Below are 19,970 nucleotides of genomic sequence, written 5' to 3' on the forward strand. Positions count from 1 at the left end.
GGCCCGGCGGAACGCCCCACCGACGAAAGCGACGTATGTCGGCCATGGTCCCGGCGATCGACCGCAGTGGAGGATGAGGTGCCCGACCAAGCGCAGAACGAGCAGGGTTCGACGGCCGAGGCGCCATCCGTGCTCGTGCTCGACTACATCGGACGTCGGGCGGAGGCACCGATCTCCGCCCTGGCCCTGGAGCGTCACGGCTATCGGGTGCGGTACCTGCTCGAGCCGCCGCTGCCCCGGGCGCTGACCGCGGTCGAGTACGCCGATCGGCTGTGGAGGGAGCACGGGCCGTTCGGATCAGAGGTCCGAGCGGTGCTGGCGTACTGCATGGCGGCGCCCATCGCCCAACACCTCGTGGCGTCCATCGCGGTCGCCACGGGGGTGACGCTGCCGCTTGTGGTGTTCGACGGGGAACCGGCCACACCGCGATCGTTGCGGGATCAGTACCTGCTCGCGGCGGACAAGCTCGGTGAGCTGCTGGATCTGCCCGAGTCCGAGCGGATCCCGGACGGGAATCTGGACGCCGCTCTGCTCCGCGACGACCCGTCGGAGGCCGTACGGCGGATGCGGGACGGCCTGCTGGAGCTGGGCATCCGGGCCGCTACGCAGCGGCCGGAGGAGGCCGACGCCATAACGGCCGACGCCCTGGAGATCAGTGATTTCTACCTCGACTGGCTGATTCACCTGGTGGCCGCGCACAACGCGGAGTGGCCCAGCTGGGGCGGGCCTGCGGTGCAGATCGCCTCCCGGGACCACCCGTGCGTGCCGGACTGGCCCGGTGCCACCCGCACCGAGACGGTCCGCGTGGACGCCACCCGCAACGGGCTGCTGCACGACGCGCAGGTGGCATCGATCGTGTCCGCCATTCTGGAGAAGGGAGCCGAGGCGTGAATTCTGATCTGGGCACGTGGTCCGAGAACGAAACCGGGTTCTCGGTCGTCAGGTCGGTCGAGGGTCGACTGAGTGTCTGGCCGGTGGCGCGGAGTCTGCCTGCGAACTGGGAACGGCTGGAGGAGCACGGCGACCTCACTCAGTGCCTGGCGGGGGTCGAGCGGCGCGCCAAGCAGCAGCCGACCGATCGGGACTCCGGATGCGATGCCGTGCCCTGCCCTCACGGTCCCGGCCTGCTCCCGGTGTTCGCCGAGACGCTACGACAACATGGTGACCGGCCTGCCGTCACAGACCCGGAGCGGTCACTGACGTACCGAGAGGTGGACCGACGGTCCGACAGGATCGCGGCAAGCCTGCGCGACCGGGGAGTCGGCCGCGAAGATCGGGTGGCGGTGTACCTCCCCCGCGGGGTGGATGTCTTCGTGTCGCTGCTGTCCATATTGAAGGCGGGTGCGGCCTACGTGCCGGTCGACACCCGGTATCCGGCCGCGCGCCGCGACCTGATGATTCACGCCAGTGGCGCCCGGCTGGTCATCACCGCGGCGTCGATGCTGCCCGAACTGACCGAAATCGGAGTGGCCGTCGAAACCCCGAACACGTTGGCCGACGACGCCGCCGCGCCGCTCTCCGGCACCGACATCCCGGGCTGCCAGGCCGCTTGCGTTCTGTTCACCTCGGGATCCTCGGGTACGCCGAAGGCCATCGTCCTCGAACACCGCAACCTCCGGTATTTCGCCACCAACCCGGCGCTGCCCGAGTTGTCAGAGCGGGACCGGGTGGCGCACGTGTCGAGCCTGTCCTTCGACGCCCTCAACTTCGAGGTCTGGTGCTCGCTGGCGGCCGGGGCCGAGATCGTGGTGCTCCCCACGATGCCGGACCTGGTGGCCGCGGATCTGCAACGGGAGTTGCGCCGTCACCGCATCACCGCGATGCTCGCGCCCACCATGGCGGTCAACCACATCGTGCGTGAGGACCGGGATGCCTTCTCCGGACTGCGGATTCTGCACACGGGGGGTGACGTGGTCCTGCCGGCGAGCTGTCGGGCGCTGCTGGCGGGGTCGTTCCGGGGCAGCTTGCACAACCTGTACGGTCCGACCGAAGGCACCACCGCCTGTACCGGTCACCACGTCACCGCGGTCGGCGACGAGGACAGCAACGTGCCCATTGGAACGCCCCTGGCCGGTGCCCACGTCCATCTGCTCGATGAAGGCAGGCGACCGGTGCCCGACGGTGAACCCGGCGAGCTGTTCATCGGCGGTCAAGGCGTGGCGCGCGGCTACCTCGGTCAGCCGGCGCTCACCGCATCCCGCTTTCTCCCGGACCCCTGCTCGTCGGCCGGGGCGCGGATGTACGCCACGGGCGACCGCGCGCGGCGGCGGCGCGACGGCGTGCTGGAGTTTCTGGGCCGCATCGACGACCAGGCGAAGGTCCGCGGATACCGGGTCGAGCCTCGCGAGGTCGAGCGGATCCTCGGGCGCTTCCCCGGGGTGCACGATGTGGCGGTGGTGGTCGGCGGTCAGGGAGACGGGCGGCACCTGATCGCGTTGGTGGTGGCCGACGAGGCTCTGCTGATCCGAGAACTGCGGTCCTACGCATCCGAGGTGATGCCCGACTACATGGTGCCGAGCGCCTTCACGACGATCAGCAAGATTCCTGCCGACGATCACGGCAAGCGTGACGCCCGAGAACTGCTGGAGCTCGCGCAACAGGAGTTGCGTCGTCGATCGGAAGCGGTCAGTCCGCGCGACGATGTCGAGCGCTACCTGGTCGAGGTGTGGGAGGAACTGCTGGGTGCGGAGAAGGTCGGCGTCCATGACGACTTCTTCGCGCTCGGCGGAAACTCGCTGCTGGCCTTCCGGTTGCGTCGCAGGATCAGTTCCGACCTGAGTACGACGATCACCGCCCAGGAGGTGTTGACAGTGACAGTGCTCGGCGAACTCGCGGACCTGCTGAAGCAGCGGCAGGCGGTGTCGTCATGATGCCTGCGGTGATCGACCTTACCGACGTGGACGCGTTCGTTCGAGGCGACTACCAGCCGTGGTTCTCCTGGCTGCGGGAGAACGACCCCGTCCACTGGCAGGAATCGGCCGACGGTTCTGGCTTCTGGGCGCTTACGCGCCATGTCGACGTGTCGTCGGCGTACCTGGATCACGGCACCTTCCGATCGTTCGGGGGAGCGATGCTCGGTGGCTCGTACCGAAACGAGGCCGACACCGCCGCGGGCCGCATGCTGGTCTCCTCGGACCCGCCCCGGCACCGGCTGCTCCGGCAGCAGATGCACGGTGCGTTCGTGCCCCAGATGCTTGCAAGCGTCGCGGCCCGGGTATCCGTGCTGGTCGAGGCGGCGATCGCGCGGGCGGTCCACGACGGGGGCTGTGATTTTGCCACGCAGATCGCTACCGAACTGCCGGCTGGTGCGCTGATGAGCATGCTCGACGTCGGTCATGGCGACGCGCATTCCCTGATCGGGATGACCCGACGGATGATCGGCTTCCGGGATTCCTCGTATGTGCAGACGTCCGGTGACGACCGGCTACGTCTCGCGTCGATCCAGAGCGAAATATTCGACTTCTTCTATGATTTGATCTCGATGCGGCGTAAACGGCCGGGCTCGGATCTGGTCAGTATGCTGCTCACAGCCGAGCTGAACGGGCGCCGCCTGACCGAAGAAGACATTCTCTACAACTGCATGAACGTGGCCGTCGGCGGCAACGAGACAACATCGCACACCGCCTCGTCGGGCATGGTCGCGCTCGCTGAGAATCCCGGCCAGTACGCTCGGCTCCTGAAGGACCCGACGCTGCTCGACGTCGCGATCAACGAGATCCTCCGCTGGAGTTCCACAAATGCGTACGTGCAGCGGGTGGCCGCCCGTGACGTGGAGGTCGCGGGGCGAACGATCCGGCAGGGCGACGCGGTGACCCTCTGGAACGTCTCGGCCAACTACGATCCGGAGCAGTTCGTCGATCCCCGGTTGTTCGACGTGGGCAGAGCACCGAACCGGCACCTGTCCTACGGCAGCGGCGTGCACCGCTGTATCGGCGCCATGCTCGCGCACCTGGAACTGTCCATCCTGTTCAGGAAGCTCACCGCCGACGGGCTGCGATGGGAGGTGAGCGGTTCCGTCAGGCGGGTGCGGTCCAACTTCATCCTCGGTATCAGTAGTCTGCCGATCCGCATCACGGCGAGTTCCTGATCGAATTGGTCTTCGCGTCGCCTCCATCCAGGTGCCGCCCCGGATACGCGGGACGCGCTGCGCCGAGTTCGCGTTGCGCGAGGACGGTCACCGCGGCCGCGAGGGCCGGGCGTTCCCCCTGGGGTCAGCTCAACGTGAAGGTCACGTCGTCGACGTCGAAGGCGGTGGCGCCGTTGCCGGCCGTCTCGCTGGCGAGGAAGCTGGCCGTCGCGGTGCGTTCGGTCGTCGCCGTCCCGGTCGACATGCTGTACTGCCGCCACTGCGACCCGCCGTCGAAGGCCAGCGAGAACCTGGTCTTCGGGGGTATCCCGGTGACCGCCAGGCCGACATTCAGGTAGTCGCTGCGGCTGGTCTCCGTGGTGGTGGTCCGGATCCAGAAGCGGACCGTCAGGTCGCAGTCGGCCGGCACCGTGACGGTGGTGCGCAGCAGGTCGCTGTGCGTCACGTCGAGCCCCGCGAAGCTCGCGTACGCGCGGCCGGTGTGCGCGGGCCGGGTCTCGTCGCCCACGACGACGATGCGAGGGCCGGCGGTCCAGCCGGTGGTGCCGCGCTCGAACCCGGGGTTCGGGTGGATCTGCCCGGCGCAGGGCGCGTCGGCCGTGGGCTGGCCGTACGATGCGCCGCCCGTGGTCAGGAGCAGCAGGGCCGTGACAGTGGCGGTGGTGACGAAGGCATTCATGTGTCCTCCCCGTGTCAATACATTCGAGATTGTCGATGCAAATCGACGATGCGTGATGGACGTCGGCGCGTCAAGAACTTCCCGGCGTCGGCTCCGCACAGCCGGGCGGAGGGGGAGCGGACCGGGCCTCGACTCGTCCGGCCACCCGACGGCGAGGGCCACCGCACGCGCTACCGGCGGCGGCGGGAGTCGGCCTCGGTGTCGAGCAGGTCGTTGAGCGTCAGCGCCGAATTGATCAACGACAGGTGGCTGAACGCCTGGGGATAGTTGCCGATCTGCTCCCCGGTCGCGGCGATCTCCTCGGCGTAGAGGCCGAGGTGGTTGCTGAAGGTGAACATCTTCTCGAACGTGAGCCGGGCGTCGTCGAGGCGGCCGGAACGGGCCAGCGCCTCGACGTACCAGAACGTGCACATGTTGAAGGTGCCCTCGTGGCCGGGCAGACCGTCGGGGGAGTGGACCGGGTCGTACCTGTGCACCAGGCTGTCGGAGACCAGTTCGCGTTCGATCGCCTCCAGGGTGGACTGCCACAGGGGATCGCTCGGCGTGACGAAACCGACCGCCGGCATGGCGAGCAACGCCGCGTCCAGCACGGCCTCGTCGTACGCCTGCACGAAGGTGCCGCGACCCCGGTCGTACCCGCGCTCCATGACCTGGTTGTAGATCCGGTTGCGTTGTTCGGACCAGCAGGTCAGGTCCCCCGGGCGGCCGGTGCGGGTGGCCAGACGGATGGCCCGATCCAACGCCACCCAGGACATCACCCGCCCGAACGTGTAGTTGCGGGGGTGGTGCCGGCTCTCCCAGATGCCGGCGTCGCGCTGATCCCAGTTGTGGCAGAGCCAGTCGACCAGCCGGACGGTGCTCTTCCACACCTGGTGTGAGACGCGGATCCCCTGCTCGTCGGCGAGATGCATGGCGTAGAGCGCCTCGCCGTGGATGTCGAGCTGGAGCTGGTCGGCGGCGCCGTTGCCGATCCGCACCGGCCGCGAGCCCCGGTAGCCCTCCAGGTGGTCGAGCACCTCCTCGTGCAGGTCGGAGGAGCCGTCCACCCGGTACATGATCTTCAGCGGGTCCTGGTGGTCGCCGGCCTCGCGGATCCGCTCGTCCAGCCAGTCCATGTACCGGCCGACCTCCTCGGTGAAGCCGAGGCCGAGCAGCGCGTGCACGGAGAACGAGGTGTCGCGCACCCAGGTGTAGCGGTAGTCCCAGTTGCGGGTGCCGCCGACCAGTTCGGGGAGCGCGGCGGTGGGCGCGGCGATCATCGCGCCGGTCGGCGCGTACGTCATGAGCTTCAGCGTGATGGCGGAGCGCTCGACCATCTCCCGCCAACGACCTGTGTAGCGGGAGCGTTCGAGCCAGCGCCGCCAGTAGTCCCTGGTCCACTCGAACATGCCCTGGATCTCCTCCGGCGGGAAGATCCGTGGCTCGGTGCCTGCCGTCTCCAGGACCACACCGCCGGTGTCGCCCTCGTTCAGGGTGCCGTACGCGACGAGGTCGCCGCCCTCGAGGCGGACGTCGCCGCGTTCGGCGAGCAGCCGTCGCACGGGGTCGACCGGGTTGAACGTCATCGTCCCGGACCGGCTGCGAAAGACGTAGCCGTTGTGGTGCCGCTCCAGCTGATGCTCTTCGCGGGCGTAGTCGAACCGCGGCCGGCACTCCACCCGGAACCGCATGCTCCCCCGGACCATGGTGACGATGCGGACCAGGCGGTGCGCGTCGGTGGCCCGTTCGCCGGTGACCGGCATGAAGTCCATCACCTCGGCGACGCCGTCGGCACTGATGAACCGTGTGATCAGGATCGGCGTGCCGGGCAGGTAGAGCTGCTTGGTCACGTACTTCACGTCGTGCGGCGCGATCCGGAAGTAGCCGCCCTTCTCCTTGTCCAGCAGTGCGGCGAAGACGCTCGGCGAGTCGAACCGCGGCGCGCAGAACCAGTCGACCGTCCCGTCACACGTGACCAGCGCGGCGGTCTGCAGGTCGCCGATGAGTCCGTGATCCTCGATCGCCGGATAGCTGTCCACGTCTCTCCCCGGTTCGGCTCCGTCCTGCGCATCGAACCTAGGGGGAGGATTGTCGAGTTAGGCGAGATTCGCGTTCAACCACCCGGTCGCGTACCGGGCTGCTGCGGTCGGTGCCGGGCAGCAAGCGTCAGGCTGGTTGGCGGCGTGGCGCCGCCACAGCGGGCAGGATCAGGCCGGTGACCAGGAACAGGGCGCCGAGGCCCAGCCAGCCGACGGTGGCATGGGGGACGACCAGGGTCGTGAGCAGCACGGGGCCGACGATCGACTGAAGGGTCGTGCCGAGGCTGAACACCGAGAGATATTCGCCTCGCCGGTCCGGCGGTGCCAGTTCGAAGGAGATGCCCCAGGAACCCGCCGCCTGCCACATCTCCGCGCCGGTGAGCAGGATGACGGCCGCCACGATGAGGCTGGTGGCCACGATCGATGTCGTGCCGCTGGACAGCCCCAGCAGGAGGCAGCACCCGGCGAGGGCACCCGCGGCCCAGCGCATCCGACTGCTCGCCACAACGATGTCGTCGCATCCACGGGAGACGCGAACCTGCAGGAGTATGACGAGCACGGTGTTGACGAGAATGATCACGCCGGTCATCGGTGGCGGAGCCGAGGTGTGCATGATGATCCAGAGCGGGATCCCCACGGAGAGCAGGGTCATGTGCATGACGACGATTCCGTTGAGGGCTGTCAGCGTCAGGTATCGGCCGTCGCGCAGTGACGCCAGGCTGTGCCACGGACCGGCCCGCCGGGCACTTGCCGTCGCGTTGAGCAGGGGGATCCGGGCGAGCAGTATTCCGGCCAGCAGGAACGAGGCCGCATTCGTCAGGATGATGCCGCGGAAGCCGGCGTTGGAGCCGAGCGCCACGAGCGTGGTGCCGGCCAGCGCACCGAGGGAGAAGCCCACATTGCGCACCACGCGGACCAGCGCCATGGTCCGGACGCGGTCGTTGTCGCCGACGGCGGCGGCGATGACCGCCTGGTTGAGCGGCCCCGTCGCCTTCTCCGCCATGGCGAGCATGCAGGCGACGACGAGGAAGAAGGGGAAGCTTCCGGTGTACGCGTAGGCGACGAACCACGCCGCGCGCCAGATCTGGAGGGCGACGAGAACTTTACGCGTGCCGATCCGGTCGGCGACGACGCCGATCGGTACGGTCGAGATCAGCCCCACGATCCCCGCGGCGGAGAGCCCGAGGCCGATCTGGGCCGCCGTCAAGCCGGCCACCCGGGTGAGGAAGATGACGCTGCCGCTCAGGAAGATGCCGGTGCCGAAGGAGTCGATGAGCGCGACGAACACCAGCTGGTTTCCCGCCGCCGTCGACGGGAAGACGCGCGTCAACCGGGCGAACCGGGCACCCGCGGAGGCGTCAGGCTGCGGCCTCCCCTGCGCGCTGACGGCCACGTTCTCGGCATCGTTCGTGGAGTGCGGCGCGGGGCCCGGGGCGGTCATTCGCCGTACAGGACGTCGGCGAACTCGTCCGTCCCGCTGACCCTGCGGTGCCAGTCGCGCAGTTCGGCGCCGGTCGTCGCGGCGGGAATGACAACGAGTCGCTCATCGAACCACTGCAACACCTCTGCCCTTCTTCGCTCCAACGACTGAGGGTCGGCGGCGTTGATCATCGCCATGCCGATCCGTGTGGTGGTGGATTCGGCGGCACCAGCCATCCGGTAGCCGATGGGTAGTTCGATACGGGCGAACGACACGTCGGGAAGGTCGGTGAGCTCCGCGGGAGACGGGCAGGCGGCCAGCGTGCCCGGCCGACTGGTGAAGTAGACCGATCCGACGGTGCCGGTTCGAACCCGCACGTCCAGATCGGGCTTCCAGCCCAGTGCGCACTGCACGGCCGCCTCGCCGAGGTCGACGCCGAACTTCGCCAGGATCTCCTCCTCGGTGAGCGCACCGCCCCGGCGGGCAGCGCATTCACTGAAGACGACCCGACCGCTCAGCGGGTCGTGGAACAGTTCCATGTGGAAGACGCCATCCGTCAGGCCGAGCGCGTCAAGGGCCGCGCGCACCATGTCGTCAGCCGCCTGGTAGGCCCAGCTCTCCGAGTGCGGGTCGAACTTGCGCATGCTCAGCGGGGCGTTGTCCTGCAGGGTCGTCAGGCATGGCTGCTCGTAGCGGCCCAGGCCGTAGAACAGCAGTTCGCCATCGGACACGACGCCGTCGGCGGTCCACTCGTCACCGGTGACGAACTCCTCGAGGACGAAGGTGCGGGCGGAGATGCGCTGTTGCCGGTACCGGCGGGCGGTGGCGAGCAGATCGTCGATCCCGTCGACGACCGACGTGGTCTGGGTGGCCAGGCCGGTCACCGGCTTCAGGACGCCACGCTCGAACGGCATCGGGAAGTCCGGTTCCAGGGCGAAGATGTCCTCGATGAGGACGCTGCGCGCCGTGGCCAGGCCGGCGTCGGCGATGCGTTGCTTCTGCAGAAACTTGTCGCGGAACAGCACCGCGGTCGTGGGGCTGAGCACCCTGGCGCCCAGGGCACGCCCGAGAACCGAGGCGGTGATCAGCAAGGGCTCGATGGTCGTCTGCACCGCGGTGAACTGGCGATCGCCGAATCCGGCGCGGTGCAGGGCGGTGAGAACGGCCTCGGGCTTGTGGTGATCCTCACAGAAGACCGGGATGGCGGGGGCGGGTATCTCCTGGAAGGCGAGGTCACGGTGCCGCGCTCCGTAGACCACGACGTGCGGAACGCCGAGCTTCCGGCAGGCCCGGAGAACGTAGCGATCAGGCGCGAGAATGAGCATCAGCTCCGATTCCGCGGGCATCATTCTCCTCTGGTAGGCATTGTCCGTCCTTGACGTGAGGCGGATCCGAACGTTGCACGACCCGACCACAGGGCACATCCACTGTGGCGCACGGTACGACTCTAGGCGATCTTCGCGGCGTCGTGGGCCCCGAGCGCGGCGGAGCAGCCGTCCGAATCGGACAGTGACTCGTCCAGGTACGTGCGCAGGCGCAAGGCGTACGGGGCCTGCTCCTCGATCGACGCGTAACCGCGCCGAGGTGGGGAGGCGTATAGTTTGTCCCGGTCGTAGCGGGGGAAGACATGTTGGTGGAAGTGCCACACGTCCTGGTGGCCGTCGGGTTCGTTGTGCTGCCGTGTCGAGGTGCCGGTGCAGCCGGGATACGTTGCCCGGATGGCTCGTGCGATGTGCTGTGAAAGGTCGAAGACCGCGTGGCCGAGGGACCTGGGAAGGTCGTACAGATTCTCGTGATGCTCGTTGGGCACCACGAGGATGTGGCCGAGGTTCGTAGGCCACATGCGTGGCGAGACAAAGGCAAACACGGCGGGGGTGCGCCAGACCAGAGTCGCCGGACTGGATAGATCGTTGTAACGCCCCCTCGTCAGGCCACAGAAGGGGCAGTCGTAACCGGCCGGTTCGTGATTGTACACCCTTTGATGGTAGCTGCCGAGACGTCAGGGTACCCGCCCCGCCGGTCGTCGGCGGTCCCTTTACGTCGACAAGCGACGATGGCAGGATATGCCGGGTGACGATCATCGCGCACATAAGCGACACCCACTTCGACGGCGGTGGGCGCGCATTGGCCCGCGCTCGGCAGACTATGGCCTTTCTGCGCGGCTGCAACCTTGACGTGATTCTCGTGACAGGCGATCTCGCGGACCACGGCACTGTCGAGGAATATGACGAGGTGAAAGCCGAGCTGGTGGCTGACATCCCCGTCCTGATGCTGCCCGGCAACCATGACGATCGGTCGGCGTACCGAAAGATATTGCTTGACGGCGATGGCGCGGCACCTATCAATCAGCTGAAGCGTGCCGGTGGTCTGCTGTTCGCTCTCTGTGACTCCACCATTCCTGGCGAGGACGAGGGCCTGCTCGCGCCGGAGACCCTCGACTGGCTGGAAGGGGTTCTCGGCGCCGCCCAGGAGCCGGTCTTCGTCGCCCTCCACCACCATCCAATTCGACTGAACAACCCGCTCCTGGACGGCATCCGGCTCCGTAACCCCGAGGATCTGGCCGCGGTGCTCCAGGCATCGTCCACCCCGCGGGCGGTCTTCTGCGGACATGCCCATGCTGCCGCCGCAGGGACTTTCGCAGGGCTGCCGTTGATCGCGGCACCGGGCATATTCTCGACCACCCGCCTACCCTGGACCACGACCGACGAGCTGGCTTGGGCAAACACTTTCGACCGTGATGATGTGCCCGGCGTGGTGTTCCACGTCGTTGAGGGCGGTGAATTGACAAGCCATTTTCGTAGCATCGGCAATTGACCGCACCGCTGCGACGCGGAGGACACCTGTCCATTATTCAGTAGCGTGCCGACCACCGCGAATCGTAGGAGTCGCACGTCGCGCTTCACCATGGGGGAACTGTCGTGATTCTGACCGGTAGCGAGATCGAGAAGGAATGGGCCCAGGGTCGTATCACCATCGAGCCGTTCACACCTGAGCAGGTGAATCCAAACAGTTACAACTTCAGGCTGGGCAAGACCTTGCGGGTCTACTCTGGCGAGACGCTGAGCCCTCGGACTCCAAATGAGTTCGTCGAAATCGAGATTCCGGACGACGGCTACGTACTCGAGCCGGGCAAGCTCTACCTTGCCCACACGATCGAGGTCCTCGGCAGCGACCACTACGCACCGACCTTCGCCGCCAGGTCATCCGTGGCGCGGCTCGGGATGTTCATCAACCTGTCCGCGAGCCTCGGCGACATCGGATACAAGGGGCAATGGACCCTGCAGCTCTACACGTTGAACCGGGTCCGTGTCTATACCGGCCTCAACATCGGCCAGATGATGTGGTGGAAGCCCCAGGGGGACGTCGATCTCTACGAAGGAAAATATCAGGGCGCGACCGGGCCGCGGTCCAGCGACATCCACGTCGACTACGACAAACAATTCGCGAGACAGCGTTTCCCGGGCCTGGGGGCGAGCGTATCCGTCGCCGACGTCGGTCCGAAGTTCGCCGCACTCGCGGCGAGCAGCCGTGAATTCTCCGTACCGCCAGCGTTCTGTATCGGCGCAGGCGAGTTCGCCGGCGCCCTCTCCGCCGAGCAGACCGCCGAGCTGACCGACGCGTTCGCCGACCTGCGCGCGACCGTCGGCGCGTTCTACACCGAATCGCTGGAGCGAATCCAGAGCATCGGCGCGCAGATTCGCTTCCCGCAGTCGGCGCACTCCCTGCTTCGGGCGCGACTGAAGGAGATCTTCGGCGATCGGACTGACCTCCGCTTCGCCGTCAGATCGTCTGGACTGGACGAGGACGCGGACGCGAGCAGCCTCGCCGGCGTGCATCACAGCGTGCTGAATGTGTGCTCCTTCGCCGGGATCGTCGCGGCCATCGAGCGGTGCTGGGCGTCCTACTACGACGCGCCGGCTGTCGCCGCGCGTCTGCGTGCGGACAACTATGACGTCACACCGAGGCTCGCCGTGATCGTTCAGTCCATGGTGCAGCCGGTCATCGCCGGTGTCGCGTTCACCGGACTGGAGGCGGCCGATCCGGAGCGGGTGGTCATCGAACACGTCGAGGGCCTCGCCGATCAGCTTGTCGCGGGCGTCGTCGCGCCGGTCCGAACCACGTCGGACGCGGTCGCGGCCACCCCCGACTCCCGGTTGGCAGAGGTGGTGGCGCTCGCACGAGCGTTGCGGGACAGGCGTGGCCACCACGTCGACGTCGAGTGGGCGGCCGACGACAGCGGCGTTCATCTGATCCAGGTGCGCCCGCTCACCGCGACCATCGATCGGCCGCGCGCCGCGGCCGAACCGGTGGGGCAGGCCGTCCCGATGTACGTCGAGGAGGTGCCGCCGACGTTCCATCTCGGTGACGTCGCGCGGGTGTACGCCAACTACGTCGCCAAGCGCAGCTCCGCCTACCGCCTGGCCGCCGCGAATGGCGCCGGCACCGGAGCGGCCTGGGTGATCCAGTTCAACGGGCGGGGCCTGCATGACGAGGCGACCGTCGCCGGGCTGCGGGACGTACTCCGAACGGGTGCCGCCCCCGAATGCGTGCTGGACCTCGGCGACCAACTCCGGCAGATCGTGCTGCCGAAGGAGGACGTGCTCGCGCGCCTGGCCGAACTGGCCGGGGCCCGGGCCAGCGACACCGAGTTGCGTGCGGTCATCATTCGCGACTATCTGCGGGGTGAGCTGGGGATGATCTCCCGCAACTCCGGTGCCGGCATCGTGGTGGAGTTCACCGCCGATGGGCTCATGGCCCTCAACCGCGGCACCGCGGGTGGCGAGACGATCGTCGTCGCCGACCTGGAGCGGCCGTTCGACGATCCGGGCAACCTGAACGCCGCTCCTGGAGCCGAACCGCTGCTTCCGCACCTGCACACCCTGGCGCGTCTGACCGGTGCGATGTCCGCCAAGCACGGCCCGGTCACGTTGGAGTGGGTTCTCAGCGCGGGGGAACCCTATTTCGTCGACTACTCCGTACGCGGTGCCGACGAGCTCGTGATGTCCTCGGAGGGCGCGGTGCTGATCTCGCCCGGCACCGCGCACGGCACGCTGCTCCGACTGGAGGAGGATGAGCTGCTCAGCAGGATGTCGATCGGCCCCGCGATCAGCATCGAGGCCTCCACCAGCGAGGCGGCCCGGGATGGCATGGCCATGATCCTGGACAAGGTTCTGTCGCTACCAGAGCGCCCGATCATTCACGCGGCGCTACCGTACGCCGCCCTGTCGGTCCTCATCGGACACGTGGCCGGATTCGTCTTCGAGAAGGGATCCACTCTGGGTCACCTCCCCATCCTGCTGCGAGAGTCCGGTGTTCCCGCTGTCGCCGTACCCGGCTTCACCGCCGATGGTGAGGTCATCATCAGCGACGCCAGCGTGGTCACTGTCCAGCGGCTGCCCTGAGGCGCTCGACTCTGGCCATGAAATCAGCCGGGCTGCCGCCACTCAGGATGAATCGGTGCGCGTAGTCCGTGCTGTGCAGGGGAAGGTGGTGGTTGCCGCCGGCAGCCGGGCGGTACTCGTACTCCGCGACGCCGAGCTCGCCACACTCCTGCGCGGTGAACTCGGTCGGCACGCGCCCATCGGGATAGATGCCGACCCGGCCCCACACCGTCTGGTCGCCCGCTGACGTCGGCGGGCGGGCGACCGTCGGTGGCAGGTCGGCCTCGATCCGAATCGCCGCCTCCCGGAGGTGCACACCGTACCGGCGCAGGACCATGCGATCGATGCCGCCCCCACCGGGGCGCGCTGCGATCTCGCAGAACACCAGCCTGCCCTGCGGAGTGTGGAAGACCTCGAGATGGGTTACCCCCGACCCGAGCCCGAGGGCACCCACGACCCGTTCGTGCATGTCGGCGATCCGCTGGGTCAGGTCCCCGTTCGGCAGTAGATAGCTGCCCGCCATCGCTCCGGGAGCGACGTTGCCCGGACGGGCATGGTATTGCCCGACACTTGTGTGAAGTACGCGCCCGTCCCGGACGATCCCATCGCAGTGGAGCATGTCTCCGTCGATGAACTCCTCGATCTCGTACTCGCCGGCCCGCGCGCCGATCCGACGCCAGACCTCGCGCGCCGTTGGCAGCGAGTCGACGACATGTGTCTGGTTCGACCCGACTCCGCAGCGCGGCTTGATGACATGGCGGCCCCGGCTCCAGTCCACTGCCGCCAGGTCGCCGTCGTCGTCGAGAGCACGAAACTCCGGGACGGTCACACCATGAGCGTGAACCGCCCTCTTCATCCGGACCTTGTCCCGGAACAGCAGCGCGGTGTCCAGTTGAAGGCCGGGCAGCCCGTGGGCGGTCCGTAGCCGGGCGGCCATGATGACCATCTTCTCGTGCAACGCGACGATGCCCCGAATCCCGTTCGCCCCGACGATCCAGTCGCAGGTCCGCTCCACCAGGTCGTCGTTGATGAAGTCGCACACGGTGGTATGGCGGAAGTCGCGGGAATTCACGCCCTCCACCAGCCATGGATTGGTCACCAGATGTGGCTCGATGTCGGCAAGTGGCAGCAGGCATCGTGCGCTGTCGAAGAGGGCGCGGTGAGGGTCCCGACTGATGATCAACAGCGGTTTCCTCACCCTCGGGCTCCGGTCGGCCGGCAGACCACGTCGATGCCCGCAGCCAGCCTGCGCGCGGCCGCGAGGACCCGCGAAGGATCGGCTCCGGAAACACTCCCACTGCCCACGCGTGCGGACGAGCTCGTCAGTACGGCGACCTCATCGCCCGGTCTGACGAACGACCGCACGTCCTCAACCGTCGCGTCCGCGAACTCCAGCCTCGGAAGTGCGACCGACTGCACCACACCCTCCGGCGCGGTGGCGAAGGCGATCGCGGCGGCAGCCGCGGCCGGACGATCCTGAGGACCGGGCCCGCCAAGACCGAGCGGCCACCCCATGCTCCAGCGCTGAAGGTCCGTCCCGGTCACGAGGCGAACGAGGTGCGGGATCCCGTCGCCGCCGATCCGGTTGTGTGACTCGATGACGCGGATCCCGCCGTCGATCAGCTTGAACTCGGTGTGAGCCGGCCCATCGACCAGCCCCACGACGTCAAGGAACTCGGTCAGCTGGTCCTGAATGACCGGTACCGCCGAGACGTCCAGCGAGGGTGCGGGCACCACGTGCGCCAGCTCGACGAACGACGGGCCGGTGTGCTTTTCGACGAGCGCGACAATGCGGTGTACGCCGCCGACACTGAAGCTCTCGGCACTGTACTCCTGGCCCGGGAGATACTCCTCCAGCACCTGGCCGGAGGGATCGCCCTGCGCCAGCAGATCGGCGACGCTCTCGACGAGCACGACGCCCCGGCTGCCGGAACTCGCGCGGGGCTTGAGAATCGCCGGCCGTCCGCCCCAGCTGAGAAAGGTGTCGACAGCGTCCTCAAGGCTCGCCGGGACGGACGCCCGGACCGTGAGATGTGGGGCCTTGCTCTCCAGTAACGCTCTCATCTTCGCCTTGTCCCGCAGCGTCTCCACCACCTCCAGCGGGGTGCCGGCGAGGCCGAGGCGCGCATTGGCGAGGGCCGCCGGGCCGAGTCCGTCCTCGCGTACGCTGACGACGGCGTCGGGCGCCAGCGGCCGGAGAACCTGCTCCAGGAAGCTCGGAAAGGATTCCGCGGTGTAGTCGACCGTGTAGTAGGTCGACCGTACGGAGCCCGGCTCGATGAACTGCTCGAGTGGACTCCCTGGTTTCTGGACGTGGATGAGTCGGCAGCCGAGGCGCCTCGCGACGGCGGCGATCTGCCCGCTGGCGCCGAGTACGACAAGTTGCCGGTCCTCAGAAGGAGGCTGCGACATACGACGGGCTCCCATCGCGTACGGGTGGTCGACTGGCGTTGCTGGTGGGAGATCAGAAATCCAGCAGCCCCGACTCCGCGAAGCCTTCCCGGGCTCCCGGCTGATCCAGCACCCCGTAGTCCTCGAGAATCCCGATGGTCCGCTCGGCCGCGGACCGGATGCCGGCTGTCACCGACTCCTGGTCGTACGACTCGGCAATGATCGACCGCGCGGCGGCCGGCGAGAACCCGATTTCCCTGAGTGCCGACGAGGCGGATCTCGTCGCCGGCTGCAACGACCTGATGATGAGGTCGGGCAGGAGGGCCGCGACCACCTGTCTGTCGCCGGGTTCGAGTTGGCCCCACAGGCGGCCGAAGAAGTCGGCGAAGTAGACGTGGTGCCGCCCCTCGTCGATCGCGTGATCGCGGGCAATCTGCCGGACCAGTGACACGACGTTCGGATCCTTCGGGATATCGACGAGCAGCCCGGTTATGAGCGTCTCGAAGACAAAGACCTGGACCAGCTGGACAAGCCGCCGATGCCGCGGATGGTCTGCGCCGATCCGGTCGAGGTTGTCGAGGAAGGGCTGGAAATCATACGGCAGGGCCTCAATGCCGGAGCGTGTCTGGATCTGCTCGACGGCGTCAACGCTGTAGAGAGCGTGGTAGCTCTCGTCGACCAGAATCTTGTAGGCGTCCATGCGCACGCGGCTCGGCACCTCGATGCCGCAGTCCTGCTCGGCGATCAGTTTGGTTGCCCGGCAGACGACCCCGACCTCGAACGCCTTCGTGAAGTTCAGCCATTGGTACAGGTGCTGGGCAAGGAGATATCGTTTGATCACTTCATCGGTCTCGGCAACGGCCGGGTGCGCCAGGTGGGTCACCAGGTGCCGGGGAAAGAAGTCCTTGAGGATGTCGTCGTCGGTAGAAACAACTCGACGCGGGCTTCCACGTACTCCCGACTTCTCATACCAGGATTCGAGAACTCTAGGATTGGCTTGACGCCATTCGATCATGATGAACGACCCCCGTCGATGACGATCGATCATGACACTCGGCGCCGTGCCATGTCAACCGACCACCGGGAAGCGGAACACACTGTGGACCTTCGGCGCCGAAAAGTGCCCCTGTCGAAAACGCCGCCGAGCAGGGATGATGCAAGATCGAGTTCACCCGTGAACCATCCGGGTCGGTGTGCGGGACCTTGCTCGGGACACACTCCACCGTGGTCGGTGTGTAGGCTGGCCCGCAGTTTGCGTCGGCGAGCACCGTGACCGGTCTTGCTGCACCACGGGGGGATGCGTTGAGTCAGGAAACAGCTGCGGCGAAGCCCGCTCAGGTGCGCCGGATCCTTGTCCTGGGCGACCCGGCTCTCCAATATTCACTGGTGCCGCGCAAGCGGCTTCCTATTGTCACGATCGATCTTCCGGCGGACCCGGATGGTGGCGACCGGGCTGTCGAATATCTGCGGCCGATCGACACGGCGTCCGTCTCGATCCGTCTTCTTCCGCAGGATTCGGCTCCGGTCGAGGTGCCCGTCGAGGTGGCGCGACCCACCTGGTCTGGCTGCGCGCTCTCGGAATCGATGCGGACACACCTACGGTCGGTGTGGCCGGGCGCCGCGGCCACCGAGAGCATTGAATTCCTGTCGCCGGTCATGGTGCTGCGGCTCCATGAGTCGCAGGAGCGGACGAGGGTGGAAGTGCTCGCCTGCACACGTCTGCGCGAAGTCGGGGCGGTGTTCGCGCGAGTCGCGGAATGCGAGTTCCCGTCCACGGCGACGGCTGACGACGTGGTCCCGGTTGCGCTGAAGTCGGCGGGAAACCTGCGCGAGCATGTGGCCGTCGAGAATCACGTTTTCCGCAATCTTGTACCCGGCGTTGAGATCGAGAACAAGATCACCCTTCGTGGCGACGTGTCGATCTGGCGGTTGACCTCGGAGATGGCTTCTCAGGTCGGTAGTGCCTCCTTTCCTGGCTTCATCCCGGATGTCGGCAACGAAGTGCAACGCTGGGAGGTCTTCCAGCACACGTTCGAGGTGCTGAATCCGGCCGCGGAGCGCGGCTACATCGCCTTCCAGGAGCAGCCGTCCGGGGCCTTCATGCTCAAGCACAAGATTTTCGCCGAGGACACGCTCCGGCGCGTCGAGACCTTCCGGCACAACCTCGCCGTGCCCGGCAGAGACTTCGCCGCCTTCCTTGACCTCGAGTATCCGCACCTCACCTTCCGGGCCCTGCGCACCTTCAGCCGTACGCGTTTCGACGTCAACCTGGAGTCCAGCGCGACCGGTCACTTCTTCGGCATCGAGATCGACGAGGTGCGTACGGCCGGGGATGAGCACGTCCTTCGGCAGGCCGAGATCGCCTACCACCGGTCGCGGATACACGACGGGCTCGACGTCGCCACCGTCGAACCCGAACTTGAACGCCTGACCAACCTCGTCGACAGCTACCTGGCCCGCAACGGCGTGGACCGAGAGCGGACGTTCTATTCGAAGCTCTCGTTCCTGCGCGACATCGAGAGCCCGAGCGGGGCCACGTCACCCACGAGGTGCTGATCGCCAACAAACATCTGGGGGAGGTGCGAATCCGTGCGTATTTCGATCATCGGGTTGGCGGGTTGTGGCAAGTCGACCTCTGCCGGGCTGATTGAGGAGTTCGCGCAGGAGCTCGGCCGGACGTACGCCACCGTCAAGCTCGCCAAACCGTTGTACGACCTGCAGGCCCAGGTCTATCGGGCGGCGCGGGTCAAGGTTCCCGCTGGGGCACAGGACCAGATCCTGATGGAGTCCCTGGCCGACTCCATGCGTCGCATCAGGCCAGAGTCCCTGGTCGACGACTTCCTGACCCGGTTGGCCTCGACAGACGCCGACATCGTGGTCAACGACGACCTGCGTGACCCGTTCGTCGATGCCGTGGCCCTGCGTGCCCACGGGTTCCGGGTGCTGCGAGTCACGGCTGCGCCGGAGGTGCGGGAAAAGAGGTTGGCCGGGCGCGGCGACACCAGCAGAGCGGACCAGTCGACGAGCGATCTCGACTTGATCGAGCCGGACGCCGTCCTGGACAACAGTGGTGACCTCATGGCGCACCGCGACGCTGTGCGTAGGATTGTGCGGAGCTGGATGTGATACTCACTGGCCGTGAAATTCACCGCGAGGTCCTTGCGGGCCGCATCCACATCGACGACTTCGAAGCGGAGCGTCTGGAGCCCAACAGCTACGGCTTCCGGCTGGCCCGCGAGATCATCTCCTACGAGACGGACGTGATCGATGCTCGGTCACCGATCGCGTCCCGAACGACCATCATGGACGATGGCGGGATGGTGCTCACGCCGGGGCGGTTCTACCTCGGTGGGACCATGGAAGCGATGGGCAGCCCGCACTACGCTGCCACCCTCTACGCCTGCCGCTCCGTGTCGACACTCGGCATCTGGATCCAGTTTTCGGCACCGCTCGGTCACAGCGGTGCCATCTTCCCGTGGACGTTGGAGATGGCCGTGGCCGCGCCGGTCCGCCTGTTTCCCGGCATGGTCATCGGGAAGTTGGCGTTCTGGGCGATGCAGGGCTGCTCGGTGGGCTATGCCGGGAAATACAGCGGTTCAGCCTCGGCTGTTCCGTCGCGACTGAGCCTGGACGCCGTGCCGCCCACGAATCGGGCTCTGCCGTAGGGGTGTGAATCCCGGCGAGAAGAGGCTCATGGTGGGGTTGCGCGATCTGTGTAGGCAGGTGGGCGATCCCTGTGGCAGCGGCGGCCGGGACGTTGACCCGGACCAGCGTTCCAAGGGCACCATCCCCGTCGGTGCGGCGCGCTCCTCGACCGGCCGGAGCCTGCGGCTCTTCCACCTTCATCTCTCTTGTGTCGATCGGGCCCGAATGTCGCGTCCGCTTGTCGATGACTAGCGGAACCGTTTCCAATTCTGGTGGGCGATCCCAAGGGGCTCTGGGCTTCTGGGCAGGGCAAGATAGAGGAATGACCTATCCGGGTGAATCGTATAGG

General features: G+C 67.1%; 16 protein-coding genes. 8 read left to right on the plus strand and 8 right to left on the minus strand.

Annotation, left to right across the window (positions count from 1 at the left end; genetic code table 11):
- Nucleotides 1-78: 78 nt before the first annotated feature.
- From FHG89_RS33675 to FHG89_RS11540, 3 genes are all read left to right on the plus strand, one after another.
- A complete protein-coding gene (locus tag FHG89_RS33675; RefSeq protein ID WP_244295363.1) occupies nucleotides 79-891 on the plus strand; it encodes a hypothetical protein in 813 nt (270 codons plus the stop codon).
- A 242-nt stretch (nucleotides 892-1,133) separates the two neighbouring features.
- A complete protein-coding gene (locus tag FHG89_RS11535) occupies nucleotides 1,134-2,870 on the plus strand; it encodes a non-ribosomal peptide synthetase (protein WP_341874253.1) in 1,737 nt (578 codons plus the stop codon).
- 8 nt (nucleotides 2,871-2,878) lie between these two features.
- On the plus strand, nucleotides 2,879-4,087 hold the full coding sequence (locus tag FHG89_RS11540) for a cytochrome P450 (protein WP_244295365.1): 1,209 nt from the start codon (nucleotides 2,879-2,881) through the stop codon (nucleotides 4,085-4,087).
- A gap of 124 nt (nucleotides 4,088-4,211) precedes the next feature.
- Here the strand turns inward: FHG89_RS11540 and FHG89_RS11545 are convergent, their stop codons facing one another.
- The 5 genes from FHG89_RS11545 to FHG89_RS11565 all read right to left on the minus strand — a co-directional run bounded on the left by FHG89_RS11545 (nucleotide 4,212) and on the right by FHG89_RS11565 (nucleotide 10,179).
- Nucleotides 4,212-4,766: a hypothetical protein gene (locus tag FHG89_RS11545; protein WP_139584375.1), complete on the minus strand. Its 555-nt coding sequence runs from the start codon at nucleotides 4,764-4,766 to the stop codon at nucleotides 4,212-4,214.
- 170 nt (nucleotides 4,767-4,936) lie between these two features.
- A complete protein-coding gene (locus tag FHG89_RS11550) occupies nucleotides 4,937-6,784 on the minus strand; it encodes a glycoside hydrolase family 15 protein (protein WP_139584376.1) in 1,848 nt (615 codons plus the stop codon).
- 127 nt (nucleotides 6,785-6,911) lie between these two features.
- Entirely contained in the window at nucleotides 6,912-8,225 is a 1,314-nt protein-coding gene (locus FHG89_RS11555; RefSeq protein WP_139584377.1) for an MFS transporter, read from the minus strand.
- On the minus strand, nucleotides 8,222-9,550 hold the full coding sequence (locus FHG89_RS11560; protein ID WP_139584378.1) for an ATP-grasp domain-containing protein: 1,329 nt from the start codon (nucleotides 9,548-9,550) through the stop codon (nucleotides 8,222-8,224). The genes FHG89_RS11555 and FHG89_RS11560 overlap by 4 nt, the downstream gene beginning before the upstream one ends.
- A 101-nt stretch (nucleotides 9,551-9,651) precedes the next feature.
- Nucleotides 9,652-10,179, minus strand: a complete 528-nt coding sequence (locus FHG89_RS11565) for an HIT family protein (protein WP_139584379.1) — start codon at nucleotides 10,177-10,179, stop codon at nucleotides 9,652-9,654.
- A gap of 95 nt (nucleotides 10,180-10,274) precedes the next feature.
- Here FHG89_RS11565 and FHG89_RS11570 point away from each other — a divergent pair, with 95 nt between their 5' ends.
- Both FHG89_RS11570 and FHG89_RS11575 read left to right on the plus strand, forming a co-directional pair.
- Nucleotides 10,275-11,018 (plus strand): metallophosphoesterase, encoded by a 744-nt coding sequence (locus FHG89_RS11570; RefSeq protein ID WP_139584380.1) that lies wholly within the window; start codon nucleotides 10,275-10,277, stop codon nucleotides 11,016-11,018.
- 104 nt (nucleotides 11,019-11,122) lie between these two features.
- Nucleotides 11,123-13,606 carry a dCTP deaminase domain-containing protein gene (locus FHG89_RS11575; protein ID WP_139584381.1) on the plus strand — a complete coding sequence of 828 codons (2,484 nt, stop codon included), beginning with the start codon at nucleotides 11,123-11,125 and terminating at the stop codon, nucleotides 13,604-13,606.
- On the opposite strand, the gene FHG89_RS11580 is transcribed toward FHG89_RS11575, so the two are convergent.
- The 3 genes from FHG89_RS11580 to FHG89_RS11590 are packed head-to-tail and all read right to left on the minus strand — an operon-like array spanning nucleotide 13,584 to nucleotide 17,024.
- Nucleotides 13,584-14,768, minus strand: a complete 1,185-nt coding sequence (locus tag FHG89_RS11580; protein ID WP_139584382.1) for an ATP-grasp domain-containing protein — start codon at nucleotides 14,766-14,768, stop codon at nucleotides 13,584-13,586. The two genes, FHG89_RS11575 and FHG89_RS11580, sit on opposite strands and share 23 nt — an antisense overlap.
- An 11-nt stretch (nucleotides 14,769-14,779) precedes the next feature.
- A complete protein-coding gene (locus FHG89_RS11585; RefSeq protein WP_167517389.1) occupies nucleotides 14,780-15,997 on the minus strand; it encodes an ATP-grasp domain-containing protein in 1,218 nt (405 codons plus the stop codon).
- A gap of 52 nt (nucleotides 15,998-16,049) precedes the next feature.
- Nucleotides 16,050-17,024: a diiron oxygenase gene (locus tag FHG89_RS11590; protein WP_139584384.1), complete on the minus strand. Its 975-nt coding sequence runs from the start codon at nucleotides 17,022-17,024 to the stop codon at nucleotides 16,050-16,052.
- Nucleotides 17,025-17,278: 254 nt separating this feature from the next.
- On the opposite strand from FHG89_RS11590, the gene FHG89_RS11595 reads away from it, so the two are divergent.
- From FHG89_RS11595 to FHG89_RS11605, 3 genes are read left to right on the plus strand one after another with little or no spacing between them, the layout of a single operon-like run.
- A complete protein-coding gene (locus FHG89_RS11595; protein ID WP_139584385.1) occupies nucleotides 17,279-18,532 on the plus strand; it encodes a hypothetical protein in 1,254 nt (417 codons plus the stop codon).
- A 33-nt stretch (nucleotides 18,533-18,565) separates the two neighbouring features.
- Complete coding sequence (locus tag FHG89_RS11600) at nucleotides 18,566-19,102, plus strand: DEAD/DEAH box helicase family protein (RefSeq protein ID WP_208760936.1); 537 nt, start codon at nucleotides 18,566-18,568, stop codon at nucleotides 19,100-19,102.
- Nucleotides 19,099-19,641, plus strand: a complete 543-nt coding sequence (locus FHG89_RS11605; protein ID WP_139584387.1) for a dCTP deaminase — start codon at nucleotides 19,099-19,101, stop codon at nucleotides 19,639-19,641. The genes FHG89_RS11600 and FHG89_RS11605 overlap by 4 nt, the downstream gene beginning before the upstream one ends.
- The last annotated feature ends 329 nt before the right edge of the window (nucleotides 19,642-19,970 follow it).

The sequence above is a fragment of the Micromonospora orduensis genome (assembly GCF_006228125.1).
Taxonomy (GTDB): domain Bacteria; phylum Actinomycetota; class Actinomycetes; order Mycobacteriales; family Micromonosporaceae; genus Micromonospora; species Micromonospora orduensis.

Excerpts from the sequence above, each read along its gene's own strand:
- FHG89_RS11555 (WP_139584377.1), bottom strand. The coding sequence starts at position 8,225 with ATGACCGCCCCGGGCCCCGCGCCGCACTCCACGAACGATGCCGAGAAC.
- FHG89_RS11545 (WP_139584375.1), bottom strand. The coding sequence starts at position 4,766 with ATGAATGCCTTCGTCACCACCGCCACTGTCACGGCCCTGCTGCTCCTG.
- FHG89_RS11585 (WP_167517389.1), bottom strand. The coding sequence starts at position 15,997 with ATGTCGCAGCCTCCTTCTGAGGACCGGCAACTTGTCGTACTCGGCGCC.
- FHG89_RS11560 (WP_139584378.1), bottom strand. The coding sequence starts at position 9,550 with ATGCCCGCGGAATCGGAGCTGATGCTCATTCTCGCGCCTGATCGCTAC.
- FHG89_RS11590 (WP_139584384.1), bottom strand. The coding sequence starts at position 17,024 with ATGATCGATCGTCATCGACGGGGGTCGTTCATCATGATCGAATGGCGT.